Origin of the sequence: Acidovorax sp. (assembly GCF_046294525.1) — a bacterium.
In the GTDB taxonomy this organism is placed as follows: Bacteria; Pseudomonadota; Gammaproteobacteria; order Burkholderiales; family Burkholderiaceae_C; genus Acidovorax.
The window spans coordinates 308807-328622 of the sequence record NZ_JBKBKQ010000002.1 but is presented as its reverse complement, the minus strand read 5'-3'; the positions used below and the strand labels follow the sequence as shown (position 1 = coordinate 328622).

Below are 19816 nucleotides of genomic sequence, written 5' to 3'. Positions count from 1 at the left end.
GGGGGTCAGAAGCGGTAGCGCGCGTCGAGCACGTAGCGGGGTTTGCGGCGGTCGGACTTGGGCGCCCACAGATTCAGCGCCGCCGCGCCGATCACCCAGTGCTTGTCCCGCGATTCCCAAAAACCCATCAGGTCCACGCCCCAGCCGGGTGCGATGCGCGTGAAGTTCTCCTTGTCTTCGAAACGCTCCGAGCGGTACACCGCACGGCCGCTGACGTAAAAGCGCTGCTCGCCGGCCCAGGTGGCCCCCACCACCGCCGTGTGGCGGGGGATGTACGGGATGCGGCCCACGGGTACGCCCGCATCGAAGCTACGGCTTTCGCTGCCCTGGTACAGGTACTTGGCGTAACCCGACCAGCTGCGACTGAACATGTGGTTGACGCCACCGGCCAGCGCCTTGAGCGTACCGGTGTCAAAGCTTGGCGTGTCTTCGAGCAGGTCGGTGGTGGACAGGTTCACCAGTTGTGCGTTGCGCATTTCTTCCAGGAACGGAAGGCTGGGGGTGCGCATGTCCACCCCCACGGTGCCTGGGTTGCGCACACGCAGATGGTCGGCGCGCAGGCTGAGGAAGGTGTTCTGTCCCAGCTCCAGTCCCACCTGCGCCACCAGTCGCTTGTGGCGCCCGCCCGCCTCCAGCAGACGGTCTTCCACCGGAATACCCGCCGTCTCCACACTGGTGAGGGTGGAGACGCTCAGCGGCCGCATCCAGTCCTGGTAGGCCATGCGCACCGTGGTGCCCTGCGCGGGCTGCCACACCAGGCCCACGCGCGGCGTGACCATGCGCTCGGTGTCCGCACGCGTGGCCTGCTCTTCGCTGAATTGTTCCAGGTTCACCAAGTAGCTCTGTGTCACGCCATCCACGCGGTGGCGAATCTGCTGCAGGCCCAGGGCGGCGTCCAGCGTCAAACCGGGGTCCAGCCGCTGCGTGGTGGCGAGGGTGAAGCCGGTGTAGCGCCGGTCCACGTTGTTGTAGCCCCCTACCACCAGGTAGTCGCGGTAGGTGCCGAGGAAGGGGATTTCGGCCTCCACGATGGCATCGCCACCGATCAGGTTGTTCTGCTGCTCGCGCACATGCTCCAGCGCCACGCTCCATCGGCTGCCCGGCGCAGTATCCAGCGTGTGGCGCAGCTGCACGTCGCTGAAGTGCTTCTTGGGCTCGCTGCCAACGCCCATCAGGCTTACAAACGGCGGGTCGATGTACAGCGTGGGGTAGCGCAGCAGCAAGGTGTTTTCCACACTGCGGCCCAGCTTCAGCCAGGTCTGCTCCGTCGGCCCCCAACGGTATGACATGCCGAGCGCGCCCTGGGTGCTTTTGTTGTCCAGCGAGGTCTCGAAAAGGTTGTCACTGCGCAGGCGCATGTCGAACTGGTTGAGGTAGGCAAACAGATTGATGCGTTCCGTCGCCTGCATGCCCAGCCCCACTGTCACCGCATTGGCGCGCACATCGCCAAAACCGGCGCGCACGGCCGGTGCATTGTTCACTTGCAGGTCAAAAGGAAAATTGGTGGCGCGGGCTGGCTGGAGCTTGACGAACCACGACACGGGCACGTGCGTGTTATTCATGCCGTTGAGCGTGACGGCGGGCGCCCGCATGCGATAGACGTCGCGGTCCACCGTCACCCCCACTGCGCCATGCACTCCCGGCGCCTGCAGCAGCGACGAATACCGCTGGCTGGCCCCAAACGCCATGGGGTCGGTGAGAAAGCCCTGGAACAGCGCCGAGTTCTTGTTGAACTCGCCCGCGTAGCGGTCGGCCAGGAACAAGTGGCTGCCGCCCCAGTACGGATAGAAGCTCTGCTGCGCCAGCTCCAGCGCCCAGTCCTCCATGCCAAAGAAGGCGAGCGATGCGCCCAGGTTGGCGCTGCCCTTCTGATCGTTGGCCACCTGGTTCAGTGACTTGAGATAGGGCATGCGCTGCACAGCGGCGCGGGCGGCCTCCACCGCGTCGCCGGGCTGGAAGAGGTCGGTGTGGATCTGCGCCAACAGCATGTGCGGCACCGGGTCCTTGTCGTCGAGCAGGATGGCCTGGCGCAGCGTGGCGAGCGCGTCGGCATGGCGGCCGATCTGGTAGTACGCCACCGCGGTCCAGGTCTTGGCGCGCGCGTAGCGCGGCTCCATGACCCCGGCGCGCAGGAAGGCGTCGAGCGCCGCATCGGGCCGGCCCTGCTTGAGGTGCAGCAGACCCTGGCCGGTCAGGGCCACATAGTCGGCCGGGTTGTCCCCCAGGGCCGTGGCAAAGGCTGCGCCGGCTTCGGTGAACTGGTTCACAAAGGTTTCGACCGTACCCAGCTCGCCATGGGCGCCAGGGGCCTGCGGGTCCAGCGCAACGGCGCGCTGCAGGGCGGCGCGGGCGGGGCGCGGGTCTTCGCGTTCGGTGTGGGCGCTGCCCAGGCCTTGCCAGGCGCGTGCGTCCTGCGGCGCCAGCGTGGTGGCCTGGGTGTAGGCGGCCAGCGTGGCTGGCGCATCGCCTCGGCGGCGGGCCAGCTCGGCGCGCACCAGGGAAAGCCCGGCGTGGGCCTGGCCGTCGGCCGGTGCCAGGGTGGCGGCCGCTTCATCGGCCCGGTCAGTCAGCATCTGCACCCGGGCCAGCTGGGCCAGCAGCGAGGGATGGGCGGGCCAGCGCTGCAGGGCGCCCCGCAGCGTCTGCACTGCGGCGGGACCCTCGCCGTCCATGAGCTGCACGTCGGACTGCATGAGCCACGCGGGCAGTGGCGCGGCGCCAGGATCAGTGGCGCTGGCCCGCATCGACTGCGCGAGCAGCTCGCGCGCAGCCAGCCACTCGCCCGCCTGCAGCGCGATGGCCGAATCCATCATGTCCGCCCAGGGTCCAGGAACTCCTTGCGCACGCGCCGCGGCCAGCGCCGTGCGGGCCGCAGCCAAGTTGCGCGCGCGCAAGGCGGCATGCGCGGGCGCCAGGGCCTCAGGGAGAGGGTCGGACTCCAGGTGGGGCAAGGGGTCGGCGCGCAGCGCGTTCACCCACTGGATGCGGTCGCGCGGCTGGCTCAGAACCAGCTTGATCGGGGCCTTGCCCACTTCGGCGTAGGCAGCCTCGTTGGCGCCCACCAGCACCTGGCCTTGGGCATTGCCGAACTCCACCGTGCCCGACAACACGGTGATCAGCGTGCGGCCGTCGCCCTCCACGCTGATGTCCCAGTCGGTGCCGCGGATGGCGGCCACGGCGGCGGGGGTTTCCAGGTTCAGGCGCGTGCCGTCGGGGCGGCGGGTCTGGGTCCAGGCCCGGCCGGCATTCAGCATCAGCGTGGTCACCGGCTGCGCGGGGGTGGCCACCCCCTTGACCTGCAGCACCGTGTTCTGGTGCAGACGCAGCTGCGTGTTGTCCGCAAACAGCAGCGCCATCTTGGCGGCTTCGCGGGTGCGCACAAAGTCGCCGGTGGCCAGGGCTTGTGCGGGTCGGGCGGGCTGCCAGTCGGCCGCCGCGGCCGCGCGCTGGTCGCCCCCGCCCTGCAGGCTGACGATCTCGGCCGCCGCGCCCGCAGGCACCACGGCGTGCGACAGCAGCGGCCACGCAAGGGCGACGGCAAGCGCGCAAGCACGAACAGCGGGCATGGGAACGGTGTGGCGGGGCATGGCGGGACTTTCGCTGTGGGGTTGGAGGCCGTCTATAAGCGCACAGACTGGCGCGCCTCCCTCGCACCGCCCGGCAGCCAAAAATTATCGCGAGGCCCGGCCTTGGCTGGCCCACCGCGAGCAGGTAGGCGGACTGCATTTCATGCAGAAAGCCACATTTTGTTGCTCCGCGTGACGTACCCCCGTGCTGTGGAGGGGCGCACGGCGCTTTCCTACAGCGCTCGAGAGTGTGGGGTGATACAACTGACAGCCTCTCATTCGCATTGCCCGGCCACCGGCCCGCGGGGGCCGGCCAGCCTGACTGGAAAGACGCTGCCCATGCCCGACAACCGCCGCCTGAAGATTGGCCTGTCCGCCTGTTTTCAACATGCCGACCCCACTCGGCCCCTGTTCACCAACAAGACACTGCAGTACGTGGAGCAGTCCATCGCCCACTGGATCATGTCTGCCGGTGCCATCGTGGTGATGGTGCCCTGCCCCACGGGCGAGACCGCGCGCGGCGACGTGACGCTGCAGCACTATGCCGAGTGGCTGGACGGCGTGGTCATGCACGGCGGCGCCGACGTGTGGCCCGGCAACTATGGCGAGGAGCCGTTGCGCGAGGAATGGGTCGGCGACCGCGTGCGCGACATCTATGACCTGGCCCTGGTCAAGGCGTTTGCCGAGGTGGGCAAGCCCATCTTCGGCGTGTGCCGGGGCCTGCAGCTCATCAATGTGGCTTTTGGGGGTGCGCTGTACCAGGACATCGAGACCCAACACCCCGGCGCGCTGCAGCACCGCAACGCCACGGCCTACGATCAACATTTCCACGACATCCAGATCGTGGAGGGCTCGCACCTGGCCAAGCTGTACCCCGACACGCCCCGGGCCCGGGTGAACAGCATCCACCACCAGGGCATCAAGCGCGTGGCGCCCGACTTTGTGGTGGAAGCCCTGAGCGAGCCAGATGGCGTGCCCGAAGCCATCCGCCTGCAACCCGGCCCGGGACGCGGCTACATCGCGGCCACGCAGTGGCACCCGGAGTTTCACAAGGTTGGCTCAGACACCTTTGACGACACCGCCATCCTGCAAGACTTTCTGGCCGCATGCGCCCAGGCCAAGGAACACCCCGTGCGCCACAACCAGCCCTCTGGCCTGCGCGACCGCGCCACGCGTCTGCTGCGGGGTGCGCTGCGCAGGAACCGGGCCCGCGACGAGGGGCAACCTGCTTAGTGGATCAACAATCCCCAGCGCAACTCTCGCCTGCCCGGTGCTTGCAGAGGGCGGACGGCACCACCGCCTCCAGCGCGCTCCGCAGCCACCGGTGCGCCGCATCCTGCTGATACCGCGCGTGCCAGATCAGATACATCGGCATGGCCGGACACACCACCGGTACGGGCGCGCTGGCCAGGCCTGACAGGGCTGTGCGGGCGAGCAATGAAGGCGCGGTGGTGAGCAGCGCCGTGCCGCGCACAAAGGCCGGTAGCGCCGCAAAGCCTGGTACGCGCACCGCAAAGCGGCGGCGAACGCCGCGCGCCAGCAGCTGTTGGTCCAGGTCAAGCCCCCGGTGCGCTTCGTAAGCCACGGTGGCATGGTCTGCCGCGAGGTAGTCGGCTTCGTAGGCCGGGGCGCTGCGCGCGCTGGCGTCGTAGAACACGCGGTACTGGTCTTCAAACAAGCGTTTTTGCACGATGTCCGTGCCATCGGGCGGGCGGGGGCTGATGACGAGCTGGCACGCGTCAGACCGCAGCAGCTCCGCGCTGGGCGCGCCGCTGGCCACGATGCGCAGCGTGATGCCCGGCGCGGCGTTGCGCAGGCGGGCTGCCAGTGCGGGCAACAGCAAATCACGCTGGAAATCGTTGGCCGCAATGGTCAACTCGGTCTGCCAGGCGGCAGGGTCAAACGCGGCCCCTTGGGCAAAGCGCTGCATCTGGCGCAGCAGCTCGCGCGCGGGCGGGGCCAGCGCCTCGGCCCGCGCGGTGGGCACGATGCCGCGCCCGCGTTTGACGAACAGCGGGTCGCCGGTGATGGCGCGCAGCTTGTCGAGCAGGTGGCTCACGGCCGACTGGGTGACGCCCAGGCGCTCGGCCGCTGCGGTGATGCTGCCGGTTTCCAACACGGCCAGCAGCAGCTTCAGCAGGTGGCCGTCCAGCGCTGATCCATCGAAATTGCTCATGCATTCGATGATGTTTTCAGGCTTCATCTTTGGCAATGGCGTCACGACACTCTGGGCTGACTTACATCAAGCCCCGGAGACTTCCATGCCTTCCAAACTGCCCCCGATCCCCGGCACCACGCCGTTCGACGGTGACCAGGCCCGCAAGGGCTATGCGCTGAACAAGATGTGCTTCTCGTTCAACGACGAGGCCAACCGCAAGGCCTTTCTGGCGGACGAAGAGGCGTACATGCGCAAGTACGGCCTGAACGAGCAGCAAGCTGCCGCCATCCGCGCCAAGAACGTGCTGCAGCTGATTGCCGCAGGCGGCAACGCCTACTACCTGGCCAAGTTCGCGGGCATCTTCAAGCTGGACATGCAGGACATCGGCGCGCAGCAAACGGGCATGACCAAAGACGAATTCAAGACCATGCTGGTCGCAGCAGGCAAATAGGGAGACACCCATGGCACAACTCATCGGCGGCCTCGGCACTTCGCACATTCCGGCCATTGGCAACGCCATCCACAAGGGCCTGCAAAACGACCCGTACTGGAAACCTTTCTTCGACGGCTTTCCCCCCATAAGCCAGTGGCTGGGCGAGAAGAAGCCCGACGTGGTGGTGATGTTCTACAACGACCACGGGCTGAACTTTTTCCTCGACAAGATGCCGACCTTCGCCGTGGGCGCAGCGGCCGAGTACCGCAATGCCGACGAAGGCTGGGGCATCCCCACATTGCCGCCGTTCCAAGGCGAGGTGGACTTGTCGTGGCACCTCATCAACACGCTGATCGAGCAGGAGTTTGACGTGACCACCTGCCAGGAGATGCTGGTGGACCATGCCTGCACGCTGCCGCTCAAGCTCTTCTGGCCTGAGGGCGATTGCCCGGTGTCGGTGGTGCCGGTGTGCATCAACACCGTGCAGTTTCCGCTGCCCTCGGCCAAGCGCTGCTACGCGCTGGGCAAGGCCGTGGGCCAGGCCATCCAGAGCTGGGACAGCGACAAGAAGGTGGCGGTGATCGCTTCTGGCGGCCTGTCGCACCAGCTCGACGGCGAGCGCGCAGGCTTCATCAACAAGGCGTTTGACCTGCAGTTCATCGAGAGCCTCGCCACCAACCCCGAATGGGCCACGCAGTTCAGCGTGCACGAACTGGTGGAAAAGACCGGCACCCAGGGCGTGGAGCTGCTGATGTGGCTGGCCATGCGCGGGGCGCTGGCCACCGCCAGCGCGGGCGTGCGGCGGGTGCACAGCAACTACCACATCCCCATCTCGAACACGGCCACGGCGGTGATGGCTCTAGAGGCCGTGTGACCTCGGCAATTTCAAGCGTTTTGGCCTCTAGCGCTTGTCCAGCAATCGCAGCAAGCTATCAAAACCGGAGTAGATCGGGTTAGCCCGGAGGGCGTAACCCGACGTGTTCCCGCGCAGGAGGCGATGTCGGGTTACGCTTCGCTAACCCGACCTACATCCAAGTCTTTTTCGGCTCTAGCGCTTAACCAGCAAGCGCTAAAAGCTATCAACCTAATAGCAAAGCCTCGCGCATGCGGACCACCACGCCTAGTCGAATTTCACGTTGTGCTCCCGCACCGTGGCGCCGAAGGCGTCGTACTGGGTGCGGAAGAACTCGGCGAACTTCGCGGGGCTCATGCCGTAGCCCTCAAAGCCCTGCTGTACCAGCTGGGCATGTACCTCAGGCCGCTTCAGGGTGTTCTGCAGTTCCTGCGACAGCTTGTCGGTGATGGCCTTGGGCAGCCCCGGCGGCCCGAAGAACCCCGCCCAGGGCGTGATGGTGAGCTTGCCCAGCCCCAGCTCGCTGCCGGTGGGCACATCCGGCAGCAATGCGCTGCGCTGGGGCTGCAGCGTGACCAGCGCCCGGATGCGCCCCTCTTTCACGAAGTTGGGGGCCAGGGTGCCGGTGGTGAACATCATGTGGATCTGCCCGCCCAGCAAATCGGTCATGGCCTGCATGTCGCCCTTGTAGCGCGCGTTGACCACCTTGCGCTGCTCGCCCAGCAGTTGCAGCATCGCCAACTCCGACGCGCTGTTGCTGGAGGCCGAGTTGTAGTCCCCGGGCTTGGCCGCGACCAGCGCCAGAAGTTCGTTCACGCTCTTGGCCGGCAGGCTGGACGGAACCACCAGGAACATCGAGAACTGGCCCGCCGAGCTGATGGGCGTGAAGGCCTTGAAGGGATCGTAGGGAGGCTTGGGCCGGAGGGTCGGTGCGGCCACCATCGCGGTGTTCGTGCCCATCAACAGGGTGTAGCCGTCCGGGTTGGCGGCCGATACCGCCTGCGCGGCCAGCACGCCGTCGGCGCCCGGGCGGTTTTCCACCACCACCTGCTGCCCCAGCTGTTTCGACAGGCCCTCCGCGATGATGCGGGTGAGCGCGTCCGCGCCGCCGCCGGGCGCAAAGCCCACGATCAGCCGCAACGGCTTGGAGGGAAAGGTGTCTGCGCTCCAGGCCGAGGTGCAGGGCGCCAGTGCCAGCGCCGCGCCCGCCACCAGGGCTGCCAGTTTTCTGCGTTGCATGGTTGCTCCTTTACTCAGAACGTGTGCCGCACACCCAGCTCCCAGCCCGACGAGCTGTGCCCGCCGACCGGTGCCGACCCGCCGCTGACGGTGTAGCGCGCCTCGCCGCGATTGGAGATGCGCGCATAGGTGCCATAGAGCGCCGTGCGCTTGGACAGGTTGTGCACATACCCCACGCCGAACTGGCGTGCATCGTCGCCGCTGCGTGGCTGGCCTCCCGCGGTGCGCAGTGCGCTGTCGCTGCTGTCGTCGAGGTAGGCATAGCTGAGCCGGATGCGCCCGACGTCGAAGACGGGAATGTGCGCGCCGACCTCGGCCGTGTTCTTGCGCACCGAGCCGGCGGCCAGCTTCACCGTGACACGGTTGTAGAGGGCAAAGAACTTGGCGAAGCCAGCGTCCCAGCTGCCACCGATGTTGGCGTGCGTGTAGTTGCCGATGGTGGCGGTGGAGCTGAACTGCGACCGCGTGACCGCCGCCGCGACATCGAATGCACCGGACGCATACCCCAGGCGTGCGCCAGCGAAGTTGCCGTCGTCGCTGTTGGCTGCATTGGAAAGGTTCTCGCCCGTGCCGGCCATGGCCATGCCATACACGCCGCCCAGTTGGCGCGGCAGCCAATAGCTCACCGTATTGCTGCCGGTAATGCCGGTCGGCAGGGGCGCCGTGCCCACACCTGAGAAGGTGAGGTTGCCAGCGCGCGCCACGCCGTTGGCGTTGAACGGGTCGAAGTAGATGCTGTTGTAGTGGGTGGGGATGAAGTCCCGTCCGAGCCGGACCTCGCCCCACTGCGTGTGCGAGAGGCTCACGAACGACATGCGGTCAAACACCAGCGGCCCGGCGGTGGTGGCGCCGCTGGGCTGGTTGTTGGTGTTGGTGGCGCGGCCCGTGCCGGAGTCCGGGTTCAGACTGCCCTCCAGCCAGAAGCCCGCGCGCAGGCCGCCGCCCAGGTCCTCGGTGCCGCGAAAGCCGATGCGGCTCGTCGAGAGTCCGCCATTGCCCAGCGCCGTGACCGAGCCCACGCCGCCCGCGCGGGTGTGCAGCACGCCCACGTCCACCACGCCAAACAGGGTGACGCTGGACTGCGCGTGCGCCGCCCCACACGCCAGGCCCAAGGCCGACCACATCCACAAGGTTCTCTGCTTCATGCTCTTTGTCTCCTGCTTTTTTCTCTGGTTGAAGAATCAAAAAAATTCGCGCGCAGGGCTCCGCCCACCGGGGCGGATCTGCGTCCGCTCCCGGAGGTGAAAGCCAGGAAATGAAGGGGATCAGCCCGCGGGTTCGGGTCGCTCGGTACGCACCAGCACCGCGCCCTTGGACAACGGGCTCACGTTGCGCCGGTACTGCTGCAGCCAGCCGGTATCGAACTGCGCCGCAGGGGCCTGCCAGCTGGCGCGGCGCTCTGCCAGCTCCGCACCGGTGAGGTCCACATCCAGGCGGCGCGCGTCCAGGTCGATGGTGATCACGTCGCCGTCGCGCACCAGGCCCAGCGGTCCGCCCAAGGCGGCCTCGGGCGACACTTCGGCCACCACCAGCCCCTTGCAGACCAGGCCCGAGAGGTGCCCGTCGGTCAGGATGGCCACCTGATCGCCCAGCCCCGCGCCGTCCACCGCAAAGACCACGCGCGACGCGCCGCCGCCCATGGCCGGGCCGCCGCAGGCACCGGCTCCGCGCATCACGATGACCTGCCCCGGCACGATGGCGCCGTTCTTGAGCGCGGCGATGGCCGCATCGGAGGTCCAGAAGCACACGGCCGGGCCGGTGAAGCGACGGACCTTGCGCTCCACAATCCCGGTCTTGATGAGGCCGGACTCGGGCGCCAGGTTGCCGCGCAACAGCACGATGGCCGGCAGCGGTGCGACCGGGCGGTCCAGCGGACGGATCACCTCGGCATCCTGCACCTGCACACCGCGCAGGTTGTCGGCCACGGTGCCGCCCGTCACGGTGAGCGCACCGGTATCCAGCAGCGGGGCCAGTTGCCGCATGAGCGCGCGCGCACCGCCTGCCGCTTCGAATTCCTCGATGGAATGACTCCCGATGGGCCGCACGCCCGCCAGCACCGGCGTGGTGGGTCCCAGGCTTTCGAACAGGCCGTAGACATCGACGCCTGTCTCACCCTCGGTGGCCACGGCCTGCAGGTGCTTGGCCGTGTTGAGCGAGCCGCCAATGGACAGCACCGCGCGCACCGCGTTGGCAAAGGCGCCGGGCGAGAGGATGTCGCGCGGCTTGAGGTCGTCGAGCACCATCTGCACGATGCGCGCACCGGCGGCGCGCACGTCCGCCATCATCTTGGGGCTGAGTGCCGCCACCGGCGCGCTGCCGGGCAGCGCCAGGCCCAGCGCTTCGCACACGATGTGCATGGAGTTGGCCGTGCCAAGGCCCGAGCACACGCCGGGGCCGCGGATGGCCTCGCGGCTCATGCCCACCAGCTCTTCCACAGGCAGGCCGCCCGTCACCGCGTGCATGGCGCCAATGAACACGTCCTCGATGTCCGTGTGCCGGCCCCGGTATTCGCCGCTGGGCTGGTAGCCGCAGGGCACGAGCAGCGTGGGGATGTTCAGCCGCGCCGCCGCCATGAGCTGGCCCGGCACGGTCTTGTCGCACGACGTGAGGCAGACCATGCCGTCGAGCTGCGCGCCTTCCACGGCCACCTCGATGTCGTTGGTCACCAGGTCGCGCGCACCCAGCATGTAGGCGCCGCGCGCCCCGGCGCCGGTGATGAAGTCGCTGGGCGCGGCGGTGCGGATCTCGAAGGGCACGCCACCTGCCGCGCGGATGGCGGCCTTGATCTCGGCAGCCACCTGGTCCAGGTGGCTGAAGCAGGCCGCCAGCTCCGAGGAGCTGTTGACGATGGCGATCTTGGGCTTCTCGCAATCCTCTTCGGGGATGCCCAGGGCACGCCAGTGTGCGTTGCGCACCGACCAGAGGTAGGAGCCGCGCGGAAAGTTGCTGCGCAGGGGGCGGGTCATGGGCGGTCTCCGAGGGTGGTTTTTTTCTTGGTGATCTCGACCACGCCACGGTCGGCGTCCACACGGACCCAGTCGCCCGTTTCGATGCAATCGAGCGGGTCGCGGTCAAAGCCGGTCATCGCGGGGGAATGCGTGACCACGGCCCCGAGCGCCATCTTGGTCGTCATTTCGTTGAACAGGAAGGCAGCGGGTGCCACGTTCATGAGCCGCGTCATGTGAAACATAGCAGACCAGCCCGAAGAGCCCTTGGCCCCCGGGAACACCAGCACCTTGCCCGCAAAGCTTTGGCCGCGCAGTTCGTGCCGGGTTTCGACGACGGTGCCGGTGCGCGGGTCGATACCGCCCCAGCCCGAGATGCGGTCGCGCGTGACCAGGGCTTCGCCCTCGGCTACACCGCCCACCACCTTGCGCCCGCGGATCACCAGGGTGCGTTCCATCACGATGCTGCTCATGCCTGGCCTCCGTTCCAGCGGCCGGTGCAGGCGGCGTCGATGCATTCCGCCGTGCTGCCGAACCAGGCCTGCACGCCCAGGATGGCGGGCAGGTAGTGCGCCTGCTTGGCCGAGTCCAGCGCCACGGTCTTTGTGCCCTTGGGCACAGCCCGGCTCATGGCCGAGCAGCTGTCCGTCATGAGGATGCCGCCCGCGTCCTCGATGATCCTGGTGTAGCCATTGCGGTCGGCCAGCGACTTGATGGCGCGCGGCGTGAAGATCCACAGCGCGCAGTCGGGGTGCACCTTGCGGCCTTCGAGGAGCTGCGCGGCCTCCCAGATCTGCTCGATGGTGTAGTGGGGGCAGCCGAGCATCACGTACTGCACCTCGGCGTCCTTGCCGGTGGCGTTGATCTTTTCGTAGGTGGCGCGGCGCTCGGCCTCGCCATAGCGCAGCACCTGCACGGGCTTGCGGCCGCCCAGGGCCTGCTCCAGCGTCAAGGCCTCGGGCGTGACGCCAGCGATGTGGTACATCTCCACACCGCCCGAGGACGACGCCGCCGCCCCGAAGTGCTTGAGCCGCGGCAGATTGGGCACGCGGCCGATGCCGCCCTTGCGGTACACCACCGGCACGCGCTCCTGCACGTGCTCGCCGATGTAGTAGCCGAGCAGGCCCCAGTCCTGTACCGATTCCACGTCGATGTCCAGCTCCACCACATGGGTGGCGTGGCGGTTCTCGTCCAGGTGGTAGCCCCAATACGGGATGCGGCCCGTGAGCATGGCGGCGCCGGTGCTCTCGCGGCCTTCGGTGTTGGTGCGTGCGCCCAGCACCGAATTGCAATACACCACCGCCGAGGACTCCATCCACGCGCAGTGCTCGCCGCGCGTGGGAATGTTGCCCACCTGGTAAGGCGTGCAGGTGTTCATGATCTGCGCGCCCAAGCCGGCCGCATGGCGCTCGCTCTGGTGGTAGAAGTTCACGATCTCCTCGGTCACGCCCATGCGCTCGGGCTGGCCGGGGTCGAAGCCCAGCTGCAGGTGGCTGGTGAAGACCTTGAACTTGGGGATCTTCACCGTCTCCTGGCTGTCCAGGCTGAATTCGGAGAACACGGCGTCCATGCCGCCACCCCGCGAAAACGCAAAGTCGCGCTGGAACGGCGTGGTGGAGGTGATGCTGGCGCAGACGTTGCGTGTCTCCACCAGGCGCTCGGCGCCCAGGGCTTCGCCGTAGCGCACCAGCAGGTCCATGGCCTTGTGCACGGCCGGCCCGTCGCGGCCGTCCAGCATGGCTTTTTCTTCATCGCTCAGGTACATGGCCTGTTGTCTCCGTTCTTTCTTCCGTTTCGGGGGGTGAACCCCGCCGAGCGCTAGCCCGGCGAGGGCGTCGGCACATGGCCGCCAATGTCGCGCGCAATGGATCGCGCGATGTGCTGCAGGCGCGGGGCCAGTTCGTTGCGCAGGCGCTCTTCGGTGAACACGAAGGCGGCGCCGCCGCCGTTCAAGGCCATCACCTCGCCATCGGGTCCGATCAGGGGCACCGACACCGAATTGATCTCGCGGTGGAACTCGCCCAGCGACAGGCAATAGCCCAGCCGGTGGGATTCGCCGATGGCGCGGAGCATGTTGGGCGCTATGGCATCCCATTCGGGGCCGCGCAGCAGGCGCATGGAATCGATGAGCTGGTTGCGCTGCGCCTCGGGCAATGCCGACAGGTAGGCGCGGCCCAGGGCCGAGTTGGCCAGGGGAGCACGCGAGCCCACGTCCAGCCGCGCGGACAGCATCGACGAGCGCGGCCGGCAGGCCTCGATCAGCACCATCTCCATGCCGTCGCGGATCGCCAGGTACACCGAGGCGCCGACTTCTTCGGCCATCGCCTGCATGCTGGGGCGCGCGGCCGCGCGCACGTCCAGGCTGCCCAGGAACACGCGCGACAGCGACACCACGCCCGGGCCGAGCATGAAGCGGTCGGCCACCTGCGCGGCCTTGAGCATGCCCAGGGAGAGCAGTGTGGCGACCAGCCGGTTCACCGTGGGCCGGGGGATGCCGGTCATGCGGGCGATGTCGGCATGGCCGAGCACCGGGCGGTCTTCGCTGAAGCAGCGCAGCACCGAAATGCCGCGCTCCAGCGCGCTCACGGTATCGGACCGGTCGCCGCGCGCGTCGGTAGCGTCGGCGGAGGACAGGGATGCGTCGTTCTTTTCAGTGGACATGGATGAACCCTTTGCAAGACCCTGCAATGTAGAGGCTTGCGAAAGAGTGCTGTGCAGGGACATCGTGGTTCCGCCGCCCGTTACGCCACAGCCTGCGCAGCGGCTGGCTCCACCGCCTTTCGGGCCGCGCCGGGGCGCAGGTACACGCCCTGTGCCAGCAAGGCGGACTGCAGCGCGGCCACGTCCACCGCGCGCGGCTGAATGCCGCCTTGCGAGGCCAGCGCCGCCGCCACCCCCGCCGCCTGGCCGGTGATCCAGCACTGCGGAATCTCGCGCATGAAGCCGTGCGAGTTGCGGTCGCACGAGATGTGGCGCCCGCAGGCGAGTAGGCCGTCCAGCTGCTGGGGCACCAGTGCGCCGTAGGGGATGGAGATGTTGGGGAACTTGGGCGACACGGCGGGCGTCACGCCAATCTCGTCGGACAGGGGCACACCGTCGGGCCACTGGCTGCGCAGCACGGCGCCCACGCCGGTCAGGCGCCGCGCATGGCGCACCCCGATCTGGGGGGCGCTGAGCATGAGGAAGGCGTCTTCGAAGCCCGGTGCATGCGCGCGGAAGTAGTCCAGGTGCGCGGCCATGGCGCGGTGCGAGCGCACCTCCACGGCGGTCAGGTCGTCCACGTCCAGCGCCGAGTAGCCCGACTGGCGGGGCCCCATGAAGAGCGCCACATCGTTGCGCCAGGAGACGAAGGGCCGCTCGAACAGGCCCAGCTCCTCGCGGCCCCGTGCCATGAAGGCCGAGAACGCCTCGGGATGGCCCGCCTTGAATTCGATCCAGCGGTTCATGTCCACGCCGCCGAACAGCCAGGAGGTGTTCATGCAGTGGTGCACGTCGGCCTCCTCAATGTCGTTCACGAACGCTGCGCCGGCCCGTGCGAACAGGTCGCCGTCGCCGGTGGCGTCCACCACCACGTCGGCCATGATGGCCATGCGGCCTTCCTTGCTCTCGAACACCACGCCCTTGACGGCGCCGTCCTGCACGACGGGGATGGCGGCCCACGAGTGGTAGATGAGCTTCACGTTGCGCTCGAGCACGATTTCCTGGCTCAGCAGCTTGAGCCGCTCGGGGTCCACCGTGGGCGACCAGGTGACCACGCCGTGGTAGGCGGCCGTGCGGTGCGACCAGTGGGCCGCCTTGTCCGTGTCTTGCGAGCCCCAGTCCTCCCGCGCCGGGCCGGCGATGGCATCGGCGGGCAGGCGGTCGAACAGCTCTTCGGCAAAGCCCCGGATCACGAGCTGGCCTTGCCAGTCGGTCATGCGGTCGATCCAGATCACCAGGCCACCCGTGGAAAGCCCCCCCAGGTGGTTGTAGCGCTCCAGCAGCGCCACGTCGGCACCCGCCCGCGCAGCGGCGGCGGCCGCCGCCGTGCCAGAGGGGCCGCCCCCCACCACCAGCACGCCGCAGCGGTGGTACACGGGAATGTTCTTGCCAGGCTCTGCCCAACTGCCGTGGTCGGGCCGCTTGGCGCGGCTGTCGCGGTCGAAGATGTCGGAGGTCAGGATGCGCTCGTCGGTGCGGACGACTGATTTCATGAAGCGGTCTCAGGAAGTTGTTGGTTGAATTATGATTTCAATGTCCATTTTGTCAATTCAATATCGCATAAATCACGGGTTTACCCGAAGTTGTATGGACTTTTTATGGATTGAAAGTTCAAAATAAGCAAAACAACCGCAAGGAGACAAGGATGAAAGATTTTTCCGGCACGCGCCGGGCGCTGGGCTTGGCGCTCGGCGCCGCTGCGTTGTGGGGCACCGCGCCTTCACTGGTTCAGGCGCAGGACTTTCCCGTTCGCGGCAAGTCCATCCGCATCGTGGTGGGGTTTACCGCCGGGGGTGGCACGGATGCGCAGGCGCGCATCGTGGCGCAGAAGCTGGGCGAGGTGCTGGGCACCAGCGTGATCGTGGACAACAAGCCGGGTGCCAGCACCATGATGGCGGCCTCCGAAGTCTCGCGCGCCCAGCCTGACGGATACACCATGCTGTATGCACCGTCCTCCACGATGGCGCAAAACCCGCACACCTTCAGCCAGGTGCCGTATGACCCGTTCAAGGATTTCACGCCCATCTCGATGGGCGGGCGCGGGCCGCTGGTGCTGTCGGTGAGCACCACGGTGCCCGCGAACAATGTGAAGGAACTGGTGGCCTTCGTGAAGGCGAATGCGGGCAAGGTCAGCTACGCATCGTTTGGCGCGGGCACCTCTTCGCATATCTATGGCGAAGCGTTCGTCAAGAAGACCGGCACCGATGCTGTGCACATCCCCTACAAGGGCGGCTCCGATGCGGCCAAGGACCTGATCGCCGGACGCGTGCAGTACATGTTCGATTCGGCCTCTTCGGCCATCATCACGGCCGGCACGGGTAAGGTGAAAGTGCTGGCCGTGGCGGCCCAGGCGCGCATCCCAGCGCTGCCAGACGTGCCCACTTTTGCCGAGCAGGGCTTCGACGGGCTGGACCTGCCCAGCTGGCTGGGCTTCTACGGGCCCGCCAACATGCCTGCCCCCGTGGTCGAGAAGCTGAACACCGCGCTGGCCAAGGTGCTGGCGATGCCCCAGGTCCAGGAGTTCTACCGCAACGGCGGCTACGAGGCGGGCAGCACCACGCCACAGGAGTTCACCAAGATCACCCGCACCACCTATGACCAATGGGGCGCGATGGTGCAGCAAGTGGGGCTGGCCAAGCAATGACCGACCAGACCGTCTTCACGCTGCCCCGCCGCCGGTTCAATGCGGGGCTGGCCCTGGCCGCTCTGGGCTCTGCGCTCACGCCATTGGGTGCGCGGGCCGCCGCGCCGTTTCCCGAGAAGGGCCGCACCATCCGCATCGTGCTGGGCCTGGCCGCTGGCGGCGCATCGGACGCGCAGGCGCGCTTCGTGGCCACCAAGCTCGGCGATGTGTTGCAGACGCCGGTGATCGTGGAAAACCGCCCGGGCGCCAGCTTCATCCTGGCCACGGAAGAGGTGATCCGCGCCGCGCCCGATGGGTACACCATCATGTACGCGCCCTCCTCCGTGGTGGCGCAGAACCCGCAGACGCTCGCCAATGTGCGCTACGACCCGTTCAAGGATCTCACGCCGCTGTCGCTGGGCGCGCGCGGGCCCCTGGTGCTGACGGTGCACACCAGCGTGCCAGCCCGCACCGTGCAGGAACTGGTCGCCTACATCAAGGCGAACCCGGGCAAGACGGGCTATGCGTCGTTTGGCACGGGCACTTCGTCGCACATTTACGGCGAAGCCTTTGTGCGCCAGGCCGGGCTGGACGCGGTGCATGTTCCCTACAAGGGCGGCGCCGACGCCGCCAAGGACTTCCTGGCCGGGCGCGTGCAGTTCTACTTTGACGCGGCGCCCAACGCCATCCAGAACACGGCCACGGGCAAAGTCCGCATGCTGGCCGTGGCCGCGCCGCAGCGAAGCCCGATGCTGCCCGACGTGCCCACCATGGGCGAGCAGGGCGTGAGCGGCATCGACATGCCCAGTTGGCTGGGTTTCTATGGCCCTGCCAACATGCCCGCTCCGGTGGTCGAAAAGCTCAACGCCGCGCTGGTGCAGGTGCTGGCCATGCCGGCCACGCGCGACTTCTTCCGGCAAGGGGCCTACGAGGCCGAATCCTCCAGCCCCGCCGCGCTGGCAGCGCTGACACGCTCCACCTATGAGCAGTGGGGCAGCACCATCCGCAAGCTCGGCCTCACGAAGCAGTAGCCCGCCTCGCTGGCCATAACCCCACGCCCCGGTCGGGTCCTGGGGATACTGTAAATTCATCCAGTGAATTTACAGTCCAAACTCGCCATCCTGGCCGACGCCGCCAAGTACGACGCCTCCTGCGCGTCCAGCGGCGCCGCGCCGCGCGATTCGGTGGGCGGGCGGGGCATGGGCTCGACCGAAGGCATGGGCATCTGCCACAGCTACGCGCCGGACGGGCGGTGCATCTCGCTGCTCAAGGTGTTGCTCACCAACTTTTGCCAGTACGACTGCCTGTACTGCGTGAACCGCGTGACCAGCAACGTGCCCCGCGCGCGCTTCACGGTGGATGAGGTGGTGCAGCTCACGCTCGATTTCTACCGCCGCAATTGCATTGAAGGGCTGTTCCTCTCCAGCGGCATCATCCAGAGCCCCGACTACACCATGGAGCAGGTGGTGGAGGTGGCCCGCGCGCTGCGCGAAGAGCACGACTTTCGCGGCTACATCCACCTCAAAACCATCCCCGACGCATCGCCCGAGCTGATGCAGCGCGCCGGCCGCTATGCCGACCGGCTGTCCATCAACATCGAACTGCCCACGGCCGAGGGCCTCACCGCCCTGGCGCCTGAGAAGGACAGCGCCGCCATCGACCGATCGATGGCCCGCATGGCCGTGCACATCGGCGAATCACGCGCCGCCCGCAAGGAGCAGGCAGCGCAGGCCATCGTGTCCATGCCGCAAGCGCGCACCACGCGCCGGGCCAGCGCGCCGCTGTTTGCGCCCGGCGGGCAGAGCACGCAGATGATTGTGGGAGCCGATGCGACGGACGACCGCACCATCCTCGCCACCAGCGCGCGGCTGTATGGCACGCACCGGCTGCGGCGGGTGTACTACTCGGCTTTCAGCCCCATTCCCGATGCGGCGCGCGCCCTGCCGCTGGCCTCGCCGCCCACCGTGCGCGAGCACCGGCTCTACCAGGCCGACTGGCTGATGCGCTTTTACGGATTTACCCACGACGAGATCGTGCCGCCCAGCCAAGGCAACCCAGGCAGCCAGGCCGGCATGCTGGCACTCGATGTGGACCCCAAGCTGGCCTGGGCGCTGGCGCACCGCGAGCGCTTCCCCGTCAACCTCAACACCGCCCCGCGCGAGCTGCTGCTGCGCGTGCCCGGCTTTGGCGTGCAGACGGTGGACCGCCTGCTGGCCGCCCGCCGCGTGCGCCGCCTGCGGCATGCGGACCTGGCGCGGCTGCATGTGCCTTTGAAAAAAGTGCTGCCCTTTGTGGAGGCGGCCGACTACCGGCCGGGCCGCGCGCTGGAGGCGGCGGACCTGGCTGCACAGCTGGCGCCGCCGCCGGTGCAGCGCAGTTTGTTTTGAAGCCATGCAGCGCCACACGGTCACGCTGGCCCATCCCACCGACTGGCATGGCTTTCGCACCGCCGCACGCGCCTTGGTGCAAGCCCATGTGCCGCCGCACGCCGTGGACTGGCGCTGCCAAGTGGATGCCGCTGAAGACCTGTTTGCACCCGAGCCTGCAGCCAGCAACACCCTGCCGCCGCCTGCCCCCGGTGCGCCTACGCTGCGCGTGCCGCCCGACTTTGTGCGCCTGTGCGAGCAGCAACTCATCCTGCACCGCGACCCGGCCCGCTTCGCGCTGATGTACCGCCTGCTCTGGCGCATGGCGCAGGGGGGCTCTGAAGCCGAAGCCGCGCGGCACGACCCACTGGACGCCGACCGCATGTTGGCCCACCACATGGCTCGCGCCGTGGCGCGCGACATGCACAAGATGCACGCCTTTGTGCGTTTTCGCCCGGTGGTCGAGCCCGATGGGCAAACCGTCCACATGGCCTGGTTCGAGCCCGACCACTACATCACCTTGGCCAACGCGGGCTTCTTCATCCGCCGCTTCACGCAGATGCACTGGGCCATCCTCACCCCCGACGCCAGCGTGCGCTGGGACGGCCAGCAGCTGCACACCGGGCCCGGCGCGCAGCGCAGCGATGCCCCGCCGCCCGACGCGGGCGAGGCGCTGTGGCTCACCTACTACCGCCACATCTTCAACCCCGCGCGGCTCAAGATGGGCATGATGAAAAAGGAGATGCCCACGCGCTACTGGCACAACCTGCCCGAGGCCGCGCTCATCACCGAGCTGGCCCAGACCGCGCACGAGCGCAGCGCGCAAATGGTGGCGGCCGGGCCCACCACGCCGCGCAAGGCGATTGCGCCGCTGCGCCCAGACCGGTCCAGGGATCGAGGTTGAGCCGGGCGCGAATGGGCCTGTACTGGCAT

At 67.8% G+C, this 19816-nt stretch carries 16 protein-coding genes; 7 read left to right on the top strand and 9 right to left on the bottom strand.

Annotated elements, in window-relative coordinates; translation table 11 throughout:
- Nucleotides 1-5: 5 nt before the first annotated feature.
- The gene (locus ACK4HJ_RS03915) at nt 6-3566 is read right to left on the bottom strand and encodes a tetratricopeptide repeat protein (RefSeq protein ID WP_409827889.1); all 3561 of its coding nucleotides are present in this window, start codon (nt 3564-3566) and stop codon (nt 6-8) included.
- Nucleotides 3567-3905: 339 nt separating this feature from the next.
- On the opposite strand from ACK4HJ_RS03915, the gene ACK4HJ_RS03910 reads away from it, so the two are divergent.
- Entirely contained in the window at nt 3906-4799 is an 894-nt protein-coding gene (locus ACK4HJ_RS03910; RefSeq protein ID WP_409827887.1) for a gamma-glutamyl-gamma-aminobutyrate hydrolase family protein, read from the top strand.
- Nucleotides 4800-4803: 4 nt separating this feature from the next.
- Here ACK4HJ_RS03910 and ACK4HJ_RS03905 read toward each other — a convergent pair whose 3' ends face one another.
- Nucleotides 4804-5769: a LysR family transcriptional regulator gene (locus ACK4HJ_RS03905; RefSeq protein ID WP_409827885.1), complete on the bottom strand. Its 966-nt coding sequence runs from the start codon at nt 5767-5769 to the stop codon at nt 4804-4806.
- Nucleotides 5770-5827: 58 nt separating this feature from the next.
- On the opposite strand from ACK4HJ_RS03905, the gene ACK4HJ_RS03900 reads away from it, so the two are divergent.
- Both ACK4HJ_RS03900 and ACK4HJ_RS03895 read left to right on the top strand, forming a co-directional pair.
- Nucleotides 5828-6175: a protocatechuate 4,5-dioxygenase subunit alpha gene (locus ACK4HJ_RS03900; protein WP_409827884.1), complete on the top strand. Its 348-nt coding sequence runs from the start codon at nt 5828-5830 to the stop codon at nt 6173-6175.
- Between the two features lie 10 nt (nt 6176-6185).
- On the top strand, nt 6186-7031 hold the full coding sequence (locus ACK4HJ_RS03895; protein WP_409827882.1) for a class III extradiol dioxygenase family protein: 846 nt from the start codon (nt 6186-6188) through the stop codon (nt 7029-7031).
- Nucleotides 7032-7277: 246 nt separating this feature from the next.
- Here the strand turns inward: ACK4HJ_RS03895 and ACK4HJ_RS03890 are convergent, their stop codons facing one another.
- The 7 genes from ACK4HJ_RS03890 to ACK4HJ_RS03860 form a co-directional block, all read right to left on the bottom strand.
- On the bottom strand, nt 7278-8249 hold the full coding sequence (locus ACK4HJ_RS03890) for a Bug family tripartite tricarboxylate transporter substrate binding protein (RefSeq protein ID WP_409827880.1): 972 nt from the start codon (nt 8247-8249) through the stop codon (nt 7278-7280).
- 14 nt (nt 8250-8263) lie between these two features.
- Entirely contained in the window at nt 8264-9394 is a 1131-nt protein-coding gene (locus ACK4HJ_RS03885) for a porin (RefSeq protein ID WP_409827879.1), read from the bottom strand.
- Nucleotides 9395-9514: 120 nt separating this feature from the next.
- Entirely contained in the window at nt 9515-11215 is a 1701-nt protein-coding gene (locus ACK4HJ_RS03880) for a dihydroxy-acid dehydratase (protein WP_409827877.1), read from the bottom strand.
- On the bottom strand, nt 11212-11667 hold the full coding sequence (locus tag ACK4HJ_RS03875; protein WP_409827875.1) for an aconitase X swivel domain-containing protein: 456 nt from the start codon (nt 11665-11667) through the stop codon (nt 11212-11214). The genes ACK4HJ_RS03880 and ACK4HJ_RS03875 overlap by 4 nt, the downstream gene beginning before the upstream one ends.
- The gene (locus ACK4HJ_RS03870) at nt 11664-12959 is read right to left on the bottom strand and encodes an aconitase X (protein ID WP_409827873.1); all 1296 of its coding nucleotides are present in this window, start codon (nt 12957-12959) and stop codon (nt 11664-11666) included. Before ACK4HJ_RS03870 ends, ACK4HJ_RS03875 begins: the two co-directional genes overlap by 4 nt.
- Nucleotides 12960-13012: 53 nt before the next feature.
- The gene (locus tag ACK4HJ_RS03865) at nt 13013-13855 is read right to left on the bottom strand and encodes an IclR family transcriptional regulator (RefSeq protein ID WP_409827871.1); all 843 of its coding nucleotides are present in this window, start codon (nt 13853-13855) and stop codon (nt 13013-13015) included.
- A gap of 80 nt (nt 13856-13935) precedes the next feature.
- Nucleotides 13936-15387: an FAD-dependent oxidoreductase gene (locus tag ACK4HJ_RS03860; protein ID WP_409827869.1), complete on the bottom strand. Its 1452-nt coding sequence runs from the start codon at nt 15385-15387 to the stop codon at nt 13936-13938.
- Nucleotides 15388-15539: 152 nt separating this feature from the next.
- Here ACK4HJ_RS03860 and ACK4HJ_RS03855 point away from each other — a divergent pair, with 152 nt between their 5' ends.
- The 4 genes from ACK4HJ_RS03855 to ACK4HJ_RS03840 all read left to right on the top strand — a co-directional run bounded on the left by ACK4HJ_RS03855 (nt 15540) and on the right by ACK4HJ_RS03840 (nt 19787).
- Nucleotides 15540-16538 (top strand): Bug family tripartite tricarboxylate transporter substrate binding protein, encoded by a 999-nt coding sequence (locus tag ACK4HJ_RS03855; protein WP_409827867.1) that lies wholly within the window; start codon nt 15540-15542, stop codon nt 16536-16538.
- Nucleotides 16535-17548 carry a Bug family tripartite tricarboxylate transporter substrate binding protein gene (locus ACK4HJ_RS03850; protein WP_409827866.1) on the top strand — a complete coding sequence of 338 codons (1014 nt, stop codon included), beginning with the start codon at nt 16535-16537 and terminating at the stop codon, nt 17546-17548. The genes ACK4HJ_RS03855 and ACK4HJ_RS03850 overlap by 4 nt, the downstream gene beginning before the upstream one ends.
- A 63-nt stretch (nt 17549-17611) precedes the next feature.
- Nucleotides 17612-18904, top strand: coding sequence for a putative DNA modification/repair radical SAM protein (locus tag ACK4HJ_RS03845; protein ID WP_409827864.1), 1293 nt, complete (start codon nt 17612-17614; stop codon nt 18902-18904).
- Between the two features lie 4 nt (nt 18905-18908).
- Nucleotides 18909-19787, top strand: coding sequence for a TIGR03915 family putative DNA repair protein (locus ACK4HJ_RS03840; RefSeq protein WP_409827862.1), 879 nt, complete (start codon nt 18909-18911; stop codon nt 19785-19787).
- The last annotated feature ends 29 nt before the right edge of the window (nt 19788-19816 follow it).